Source organism: Streptomyces sp. NPDC104761, assembly GCF_055583445.1.
On record NZ_JBVJNZ010000001.1, the window covers coordinates 1,389,205 to 1,397,827 of the forward strand.

Below are 8,623 nucleotides of genomic sequence, written 5' to 3' on the forward strand. Positions count from 1 at the left end.
CCTGTCCCTGTCCCCGACCTGCAGCAACCGCTTTCCCCTGGTCCGCGGGCCACCGTACACCGCCCGGACGGCGCAGGCGCGGGGTTTTCGGGAGGGCAAGAACCCCGTCACGGACGGCCGTAGGCCTTAGCCCGGTCCTAGGTGGCCAGAGGGTTCCGGCGGCGGCGGTTGTCCGGGCCCCGTGAGACCGGCGCCGGTCTCTTGACCAGTCCCCGCCCTGGGCCACGGTTGGGTTCAGGTGCCTGCCGACGAAGTGACAGCCGTGCGACCCGCAGGCGGCGCGCGCGGTCTGGAGTAACGCGGTGGCGGCCGGGCATCCGGTCTTCCGGGCTCGGATCGTCCGGCAGCCCTCGACGTTCCGTCTTCATGGCCCAGTGGGGGATTCGCGTGATACTCGACGACGTACCGGCAACTCCGGCCCACGGGGACGTCACATCCGACACGGCGGTCCGCAAGCAGCGGCTGCGCCGTCGCCTGGAGCGGCTGATCGGCGTGGCCGCCACCGAGGGGAACGACCTGTTGCCGCTGCGCAACGGGGACGAGATCTTCCCCGCGATGCTCGGGGCGATCCGCTCGGCCCGGCACACCATCGACATGATGACGTTCGTGTACTGGCGCGGGCAGATCGCCCACGACTTCGCCGCCGCGCTGGCCGCACGCGCCCGCGCCGGGGTGCGCGTGCGCCTGCTGCTCGACGGCTTCGGCGCCCAGAAGATCGAACGGCGGCTGCTGGACCTCATGGACGCCGCGGGCGTGCAGGTCGCCTGGTTCCGCAAACCCGTCCTGCTGTCCCCGTTCAAGCAGAACCACCGCTGTCACCGCAAGGCCCTCGTGGTCGACGAGGAGACCGCCTTCACCGGCGGGGTGGGCATCGCGCAGGAGTGGTGCGGCGACGCCCGCAACCCCACCGAGTGGCGGGACACCCACGTCCAGGTGCGCGGTCCGGCCGTGGACGGCATCGCGGCGGCGTTCGCCCAGAACTGGGCGGAGTGCCACGACGAACTCTTCGACGACCGCGACCGCTTCACGGAACACCCGCAGAGCGGTTCGGCGGTGGTACAGGTGGTTCGCGGTTCCGCGAGCATCGGCTGGCAGGACATGCAGACGCTCATCAGGGTCATGCTCACCTCCGCCGAGGAGCGGTTCCGGCTGGCCACCGCCTACTTCGCCCCCGACACCTACTTCATCGACCTGCTGTGCGAGACCGCCCGCCGCGGCGTGCGGGTCGAGATCCTGCTGCCGGGCCCCCACACCGACCAGCGGGCCTGTCAGCTCGCCGGGCAGCACCACTACGCGCGTCTCCTGCAGGCGGGTGTGCACATCCGCCAGTACCAGCCGACCATGATGCACGCCAAGATCATCACCGTGGACTCGGTCGCCTCCCTCATCGGATCCACCAACTTCAACCGCCGTTCCATGGACCACGACGAAGAGGTCATGCTCACCGTCCTGGACGAGGGGTTCACCGCGGCACTCGACCGCGACTACGAGGCGGACCTGGAGCGCAGCGTCGACATCGACCTCGACCGGTGGAGGCGACGGGCAGTCCTGCAGCGCGTCAAGGAGGCCGCGGTCACCCCGATCCGGCGCTTCCTGTGACCAGCCCCCGCCGCCTTGGGCGGCGGGGCGCCGGAAGTGAGAACATCCGCCCCATGGAGAGCGCGGACGGCCGTACGGCCCGCTGGTGGAGGGCGCTGCGCCGGACCCCGGCCGCCGTCTGGAACGACGACATCACGGACTGGGCCGCGGCGCTCACGTACTACGCGGTACTCGCCCTGTTCCCGGTCCTGCTGGTCGTCCTGTCGATCCTGGGCCTGACCATCCCCACGGCCAAGCCGCAGGTCATCGACCGTATGGCGCAGGCGGCCCCGCTCGCCTCCCGAGCACTGCTGCGCAGCACCCTGGGGCAGATGGCCGGACAGTCGTCGACGGCGTGGACGGTGATCGTCCTGGGCGGTGCGGCGGCCCTGTGGTCGGGGTCCAGCTATCTGAGCGTCTTCCGCCGGGCGTTGCACGCCATGCACCGGATCAGTTCGCACCGGCCGGTCTGGCGTACCGCGCCGCGCATCGTCGCCACCGCACTCGTCCTGGTCACCCTGCTGCTGACGTCCACCATCGCGATGGCGCTCACCGGAAGCCTGGCCCGGCGGCTGGGCCGGGTGCTGGACCTGGGCACCGCACCGCAGGGGGCGTGGGACGCGCTGCGGTGGCCGGTGGTGGCCGTGGTCGCGGTCGTCCTGGTGCTGGTGCTGTACCGCTCAGGACCGGCACCCACCCGCGCGGTCCGGATGATGGCGCCGGGCGGCGCGCTGGCGGTGGCACTGGTGCTGACCGTCTCCCTCGGGTTCACCGTCTACACCTCGCACGTCGGCACCTACCACCGCCTGTACGGCTCACTGGCGGGCGTCGTCGTGTTCCTGATCTGGCTGTGGCTGTCCAACCTGGCCCTTCTGGTCGGCGCCCAGTTCAACGCCGAACTGGCCAAGTGACCGCACCGAGGTCCTGACCGGGGCGCCGACGACCGTGATCAGTGCGCCGCCGGGGTGCTGGCCGCGCTCGTTCGCGTCGGCGTCCCGGTCCCGTACGGGCGACCATGCGGCCGGACCAGAGGGCGAGGACGTTCGCTCCAGCGGCGAGCGGCGAGCGGCGAGCGGCGAGCGGCGAGCGGCGAGCGGCGAGCGGCCAGCGGCCGGCGGCAGGGCCGCCACGCCCGCGGCCAGCGGCGTCCACTGCCGGGTGTAGGGCAGGTGGAGGGCTGTAGAGCTGCAGCGTCACGTTCAAGGCGATGAAGACCGCGACAGAGCCCACAACGGCGCCGCTGACGACCGGGCGCCGGAAGAGTCGCAGGTTCATCGGCGGCTCGGGCCGGCGGGACTCGACCCGCACGAATCCCGCCGTCGCGACGGCAGCCCAGGCGTATCGCGTCAGCGCCGCGGGCGACGTCCAGCCGATGTGCGGCCCTTAGATCAGGACGCCGACCACGGCCGCGAGGAACCGCGTCAGCCGCGGCGGTCGGCGCGTACGCAGGCCCGACCAGGAGCCGGCCGGCGTCTTCATGGACGCCCACGTTGCCCTCGCGCGGCCCAGAAACTATATCACTGTTACGCAAAATAATCGCAACGGTGATAAATTGGACGGATGCAAGAGCGGGCCGTACGTACCCAGACGCGGGTTCTGCGCGCCGCCGCGGAGCTCCTGAGCTCGCAGGGTCGTGCGGGTGTCTCGACGCGTGCCGTGAGCGCGGCCGCCGGTGTGCAGCCGCCCACCCTCTACCGCCTGTTCGGCGACAAGGACGGCCTGCTCGACGCCCTCGCGGCCTACGGTTTCGAGCAGTACCTGCGGGAGAAGCAGGCGCTTGAGCAGACCGACGATCCGGTCGAGGACCTGCGCCGTTCCTGGGACCTGCACGTCGGGTTCGGTCTGTCACGCCCCGGTTTCTACGTCCTGATGTACGGCGAGGGCCGCTATCGCGGCGGCATGCCGGGCGGGCTCGAGACCATCGCCATCCTGCGCCAGACCCTCGCCCGGGTGGCCGCCGCCGGCCGGCTCCGCATGAGCGTGGAGCGGGCCACTCAGCTTGTCCATGCCATGGGCCTGGGGGTCGTACTGTCCCTGATCGCCACGCCGCCTTCCGAGCGGGACGAGACCCTGCCGGCTACCGCCCGTGAACACGCGCTGCGCATGATCACGACCGCGGACACCGTGGGGGAGCAGGGCACGGGCGAGGACTCGTGCGCCGTTGTGGCAAGCCGGGCCGCCGCTCTGCGCGAGGCGCTGTCCCGGGACCGCACCACCCCGCTGACACCGTCCGAGGGCGCGCTCCTGGCGGACTGGCTCGACCGCCTCGCCGACGCGAACTCCGCCGCGCGGTCGGCATCCTGAAGGAGGGACGGCGCCGATGGCCGGAGCCACGAACACGATGCCGGAGGTCGGACGGGAAGCCGGGCAGTCCGCAGGCCCCGCGATGGCCGTGGTGGACGCGCACGGAGTGGTGGTCGCGTGGAGTCCGGAGGCGGAGCGGCTCAGCGGCGTCGTCGCCGACGACGCGATCGGCCTCTTCGCCGGACGGCTCCTGGCGGACCCGGCGGTGGTCCTGAGGGCACCTGCCTTCACCGACCTGAGCCGCCGCGGCGACGGCTGGTCCGGGATCGTCGGCCTCCACCGCGGCGACGGACCGCCGCGGGACGTGTACCTGCGGGTCCATCCCCTCACCGAGCGCGACCGCGGGGTGCGCTGGCTGGTGACCGCGACCGAGATGACGGCCGTTCCCTCGTGGCCGATGAACGGCGCCGGTGTGCGGGCTCTGCTCACCGGGGCGCCGGTCGGCATCGCCGTTCGCGACACCGATCTGCGGTGCACCTGGGTCAACGACGCGCTGGCGCTGCAGGACGGCATACCGCGGGAGAAGAGACTCGGGCGCCGGCTGACGGAAGTGCTGCCGGGACCCGAGGCCGAGTCGGTCGAGGCGGTGATGCGACTGGTCCTGCGGAGCGGGAAGCCGCAGGTCGACCATGAGTACCGCGCGTGGAGGCCGACGGGGCCACAGCAGGAGCACGCGTTCTCGACCTCGTTCTTCCGCCTCGACGACGCAGAGGGCCGCACGTTGGGGGTGTGCGTCATGAGCGTCGACGTGACCGACCGGCAACGGGCCCGCGAACGCCTGGCCGTGCTCAGCGAGGCCAGCACCCGGATCGGGACCACGTTGGAGGTGATGAGAACCGGTCAGGAACTCGCCGACCTCGCCGTGGCCCGCATCGCCGACTACGTCAGCGTCGACCTGGCGGAGTCCGTCGCGGAGGGCGAGGACTCCCTGGCCCGGCTCGGCGCGGCGAACGGCCGCGTGCCCGCGTTCCGCCGTGCGGGGGTCGCCTCGGTCCACGACGGCGCACCGGAGTCGCTCTTCTCGCGCGGGGACACCGTGTCCGTGCCGGCTCCTTCCCCCTTCACGGAGGTCCTGGTCTCGGGCGAATCACATCTCGAACCGGTGTTGACCACCGCACGGGGCACCTGGCTCGACGAGGACCAGGAACGGTTGGAGAAAGTACGCAGGTACGGCATGCACTCGCTGATGATCGTGCCGATCCACGCGCGGGGCGCGGTGCTGGGCGTCGCGGTCTTCGTGCGCATGGGCGACTCCGTGCCCTTCGAGACGGACGACCTGCGGCTGGCCGAGGAACTCGTCGCGCGTGCCGCCCTGTCCCTCGACAACGCCCGCCGGTACGTACGCGAACGCACCGCCGCCCTCGCCCTCCAGCGCAACCTGCTGCCGGGCAGGCTGGTCGGCGGGGCGGCCGTCGAGGTGGCGTCCCGCTACGTTCCCGCCGACACGGAACACGGCGTGGGCGGCGACTGGTTCGACGTCATCCCGCTGTCCGGCGCGCGGGTGGCCCTGGTCGTGGGCGACGTGGTCGGCCACGGCATCAACGCGGCGGCGACCATGGGCCGGCTCCGGGCCGCGGTGCACACCCTCGCCAACCTGGACCTGTGCCCGGACGAGCTTCTGTCCCACCTCGACGACACCATCTCCCGCCTCGGCGTGGAGGACAGCGACATCCCGGAACGCGCCGCCGCGGAGTCGGGCGCCACCTGCCTGTACGCCGTGTACGACCCGGCCACGCGCCGCTGCACGATGGCCCGCGCGGGTCACCCGCCGCCCGTGATCATCTCGCCGCGAGGCGGCATGTCCGTCCCCGACCTGCCCGCCGGGCTGCCGCTGGGTGTGGGACCGGCCTCCTTCGAGTCCGTGGAGGTGGACCTGCCCGAGGGCTGCTTGATCGCCTTCTACACCGACGGTCTGGTGGAGACCCGGGACCAGGACATCGACGCGGGGATAGGACGGCTCGGAACCGCCCTCGCCCGGCCGGACCGCCCGCTGGACGAACTCTGCACGGCAGCGTTCGACACCCTGCCGTCCCGGGCCCTGGACGACGACGCCACGCTGCTCCTGGCACGGCCCCGTTCGCTCCCGCCCTCGCAGCTCGCCACCTGGGACCTGCCGAGCGATCCCGTGGTGGTCGCGCACGCCCGGGCCCTGGCCACCGCCCAGTTGACCGAATGGGGACTGGAGGGTCTGGTCGCCACCACCGAACTCATCGTCAGCGAGCTGGTCACCAACGCCGTGCGCCACGGCGCCGGTCCCCTCACCCTTCGTCTCATCCGGCACGAGGTGCTGGTGATCGAGGTGACGGACACCAGCGACTCCGTCCCTCGTCTGCGCCATGCCCGTCCGACGGACGAGGGCGGGCGCGGTCTCTTCCTCGTCGCACAGCTCGCCAGCCGGCGGGGCACCCGCAACTCGTCCACGGGCAAGACGGTCTGGGCCGAACAGGAGATCAACCCCCCTCCGTCCTGAGAGCGCCGGCACCGAACCGGCCCGGCCGACGACGCCCCGTCCGTGCTGCCTGCGCGCGGGGCCCGGGAGGTCCGTGCCGTCAGGGCCGGAACCGTGATCACGTAGCCTCTCCTGGCAAGCGCACGACAAGGGGAGGACCATGCGAGGCAGAACGGCCTGGGCCGCGGCCGGCGGGGCAGCGGCCCTGGTGCTGACGACGGCGACCGGAGCACACGCGGAGGGGCGGGGCGACATCCGGGTCGTGAAGACCGTCGTCAACGGTGGTGGCAACGTCATCGTGGGAACGTCGAAGACGATCCGGTACCCGATCGACATCACCGTCAAGGACAACTCAGGGGTCAAGAAGCTCACGGACGTCCTCACCTTCAACAAGACGAACGCCTACACCTTCGCGACCTGGGACGACAACTCGTCCTGCACGAGGAAGAGTGCGACCACATCGGTGTGCCGGGCGACGATGACCATCGACCCGGCGTGGATCCCCGACAGCGACAGCATCGACACCAACAGGGTCGCCGGTGTCTGGCGGGTCGACGCCACCGTCAAGGCGAACGACGGCGACTACTGGATCTCCGACGACATCGCCGAGTACAAGGTCAAGCGGGCCACCCGGCTCACCACGGTGATCGCACCCGAGAACGTCACCAAGGGCGCCAAGGCGACCGTCACCGGGAAGCTGTCACGGGCCAACTGGGAAGACCTGAAGTACCACGGATTCGCCGGTCAGCAGGTCAAGCTCCAGTTCCGCAAGAAGGGCGCGGCCCACTACGGCACCGTCAAGACCGCGACCACCGACGGCGCCGGAAAGCTGAGCACCAAGGTGACCGTCACCTCGGCGGGCAGCTGGCGCTGGTACTTCCCCGGCACCACGACCACCTCACTGAAGGTGTCGGCCGGTGACGTACTCAACCTGACATAGCCCGGGACCGGGGACCGTTCCCCGCAACGGGCGATTCCGCTCAGGCGGTGAACAAAGTGAGCACGGTGGCGATCCTGCCGTCCCAGCCGGTGCTGACGCCTTCCGGATCGGTGAACACGACGTCCTCGGCGTAGATCCGTTCGATGGCCGCGCGGCGGCTGCCGGGGTCGCGGTTGCCGAACACTTCGTGCAGGTTCGCGGCGAGCAGCTCGGTCACGGTGTTCATGGTGTTTTCTCCTCAGAGGGTGTCGCCGGGGCGGCTGCCCGCCGCTGGTCGCGTCGCGGCCTTCCGCCCCGGGTCGAGTGGAACAGGCCGGTCTCGGCGATCTCCTCGGGGCGCCCGAGTCGGTTCATCGGTACCCCGGCGGCGAGTCCCTTGAGCAGCTGCTCGGCGGAACCGGGCTCGCCGGCCAGGCCGCTGAGGCCAGGGGTCTCGATCGCCGTTGTCGCCGAGCGCGGCGACCTTGCCGGTGAGCTGAGAAGCTGTGTCTGCATGACCAGACCAAGCGCCTCGGATGAGCCATCTATGCTGGCCCACGGCAGGACAGGGGGAAGGGGGCAGCTGGTGGACTGGTTCTGGTGGGTTCTCATCGTCTTCTGGACGGGCGGCTTCGCGTGGGCAGCCGAGAACGTCCGTACCGCACTGCGCAATCGGCATGAGCGCAAGTTGCAGCTGCTGGAGGCGGCGAAGCAGGAACGGTTGGCCGTCGAAGCGGCGCACAAGCCGCCGGAGCCAGTGTGTGGATGCACGCACCATCTCGCCAAGCACGACAAGCAGGGCCAGTGCCACGAACGCGTCGAAGTGCCAACGGCCTGGGACGAGAACAAGAGGCCGCTGCGCTACGAGGCCGGCCGATGCAACTGCCAGCAGTACGTGGGACCGCAACCGCTGTCGCAGGTGTTCGCGGAGGACCTGACCGACCTCGCCTGACCAGGATGGGCAGGGACGGCGTTCCCCGGCTGCGGCTGATCGTGGTCATGGGAGACGATGCGGGGGCCGAGTTGTGTCGCGGATGCGGTGGTCCGCTGAAGCCGTCGGCGAAGGCGACGGCGGCATTCTGTTCGTCGGCCTGCCGCTCGCGGCACTGGCGCCGGCTGCGGCGGACGAGGGCGAGGACCGAGTCGGTCCAGGCAGTCCGGACGGTGAATTGCCCAGAGCGCGCCGCGAGTTGGACTTCGGGAGTGGAGCATGCTGCCTCGGCACGGTACTGCTCACCCCGTTGTCGCAACGGACCTGGGGGAGGGGGGGGGGGGGGGGGGGGGGGGCGCGGGGTCACCCCCCCCCTTCGGGCGGAGGGTTGTTAGGAACCCTACTCACCACCCGCCGGACCACCCGCTGCTCCCGCCATTCG

Annotated in this window: 8 protein-coding genes; 6 read left to right on the forward strand and 2 right to left on the reverse strand. The window is 71.1% G+C overall.

What is annotated here, in order from left to right; genetic code table 11:
* The first annotated feature begins 387 nt into the window (after positions 1–387).
* The 5 genes from ACZ63F_RS06180 (at position 388) to ACZ63F_RS06200 (ending at position 7,271) form a co-directional block, all read left to right on the forward strand.
* Positions 388–1,599 carry a phospholipase D-like domain-containing protein gene (locus tag ACZ63F_RS06180; protein ID WP_469709142.1) on the forward strand — a complete coding sequence of 404 codons (1,212 nt, stop codon included), beginning with the start codon at positions 388–390 and terminating at the stop codon, positions 1,597–1,599.
* Between the two features lie 53 nt (positions 1,600–1,652).
* Entirely contained in the window at positions 1,653–2,489 is an 837-nt protein-coding gene (locus ACZ63F_RS06185) for a YihY/virulence factor BrkB family protein (protein ID WP_469709143.1), read from the forward strand.
* A gap of 649 nt (positions 2,490–3,138) precedes the next feature.
* On the forward strand, positions 3,139–3,882 hold the full coding sequence (locus tag ACZ63F_RS06190) for a TetR/AcrR family transcriptional regulator (protein ID WP_469709144.1): 744 nt from the start codon (positions 3,139–3,141) through the stop codon (positions 3,880–3,882).
* Positions 3,883–3,898: 16 nt separating this feature from the next.
* Positions 3,899–6,352 (forward strand): SpoIIE family protein phosphatase, encoded by a 2,454-nt coding sequence (locus ACZ63F_RS06195; protein WP_469709146.1) that lies wholly within the window; start codon positions 3,899–3,901, stop codon positions 6,350–6,352.
* A gap of 139 nt (positions 6,353–6,491) precedes the next feature.
* Positions 6,492–7,271: a hypothetical protein gene (locus ACZ63F_RS06200; RefSeq protein ID WP_469709147.1), complete on the forward strand. Its 780-nt coding sequence runs from the start codon at positions 6,492–6,494 to the stop codon at positions 7,269–7,271.
* Positions 7,272–7,311: 40 nt separating this feature from the next.
* Here ACZ63F_RS06200 and ACZ63F_RS06205 read toward each other — a convergent pair whose 3' ends face one another.
* Positions 7,312–7,488, reverse strand: a complete 177-nt coding sequence (locus tag ACZ63F_RS06205; RefSeq protein ID WP_469709149.1) for a hypothetical protein — start codon at positions 7,486–7,488, stop codon at positions 7,312–7,314.
* A gap of 5 nt (positions 7,489–7,493) precedes the next feature.
* On the reverse strand, positions 7,494–7,766 hold the full coding sequence (locus ACZ63F_RS06210; protein WP_469709151.1) for a hypothetical protein: 273 nt from the start codon (positions 7,764–7,766) through the stop codon (positions 7,494–7,496).
* Between the two features lie 70 nt (positions 7,767–7,836).
* Here ACZ63F_RS06210 and ACZ63F_RS06215 point away from each other — a divergent pair, with 70 nt between their 5' ends.
* The gene (locus ACZ63F_RS06215) at positions 7,837–8,202 is read left to right on the forward strand and encodes a hypothetical protein (RefSeq protein ID WP_469709152.1); all 366 of its coding nucleotides are present in this window, start codon (positions 7,837–7,839) and stop codon (positions 8,200–8,202) included.
* Positions 8,203–8,623 lie beyond the last annotated feature (421 nt).

What these genes read in the sequence shown, in the direction of transcription:
- ACZ63F_RS06190 (WP_469709144.1), top strand. Translation starts at nt 3,139, where the DNA reads ATGCAAGAGCGGGCCGTACGTACCCAGACGCGGGTTCTGCGCGCCGCC.
- ACZ63F_RS06185 (WP_469709143.1), top strand. Translation starts at nt 1,653, where the DNA reads ATGGAGAGCGCGGACGGCCGTACGGCCCGCTGGTGGAGGGCGCTGCGC.
- ACZ63F_RS06200 (WP_469709147.1), top strand. Translation starts at nt 6,492, where the DNA reads ATGCGAGGCAGAACGGCCTGGGCCGCGGCCGGCGGGGCAGCGGCCCTG.
- ACZ63F_RS06195 (WP_469709146.1), top strand. Translation starts at nt 3,899, where the DNA reads ATGGCCGGAGCCACGAACACGATGCCGGAGGTCGGACGGGAAGCCGGG.
- ACZ63F_RS06210 (WP_469709151.1), bottom strand. Translation starts at nt 7,766, where the DNA reads ATGCAGACACAGCTTCTCAGCTCACCGGCAAGGTCGCCGCGCTCGGCG.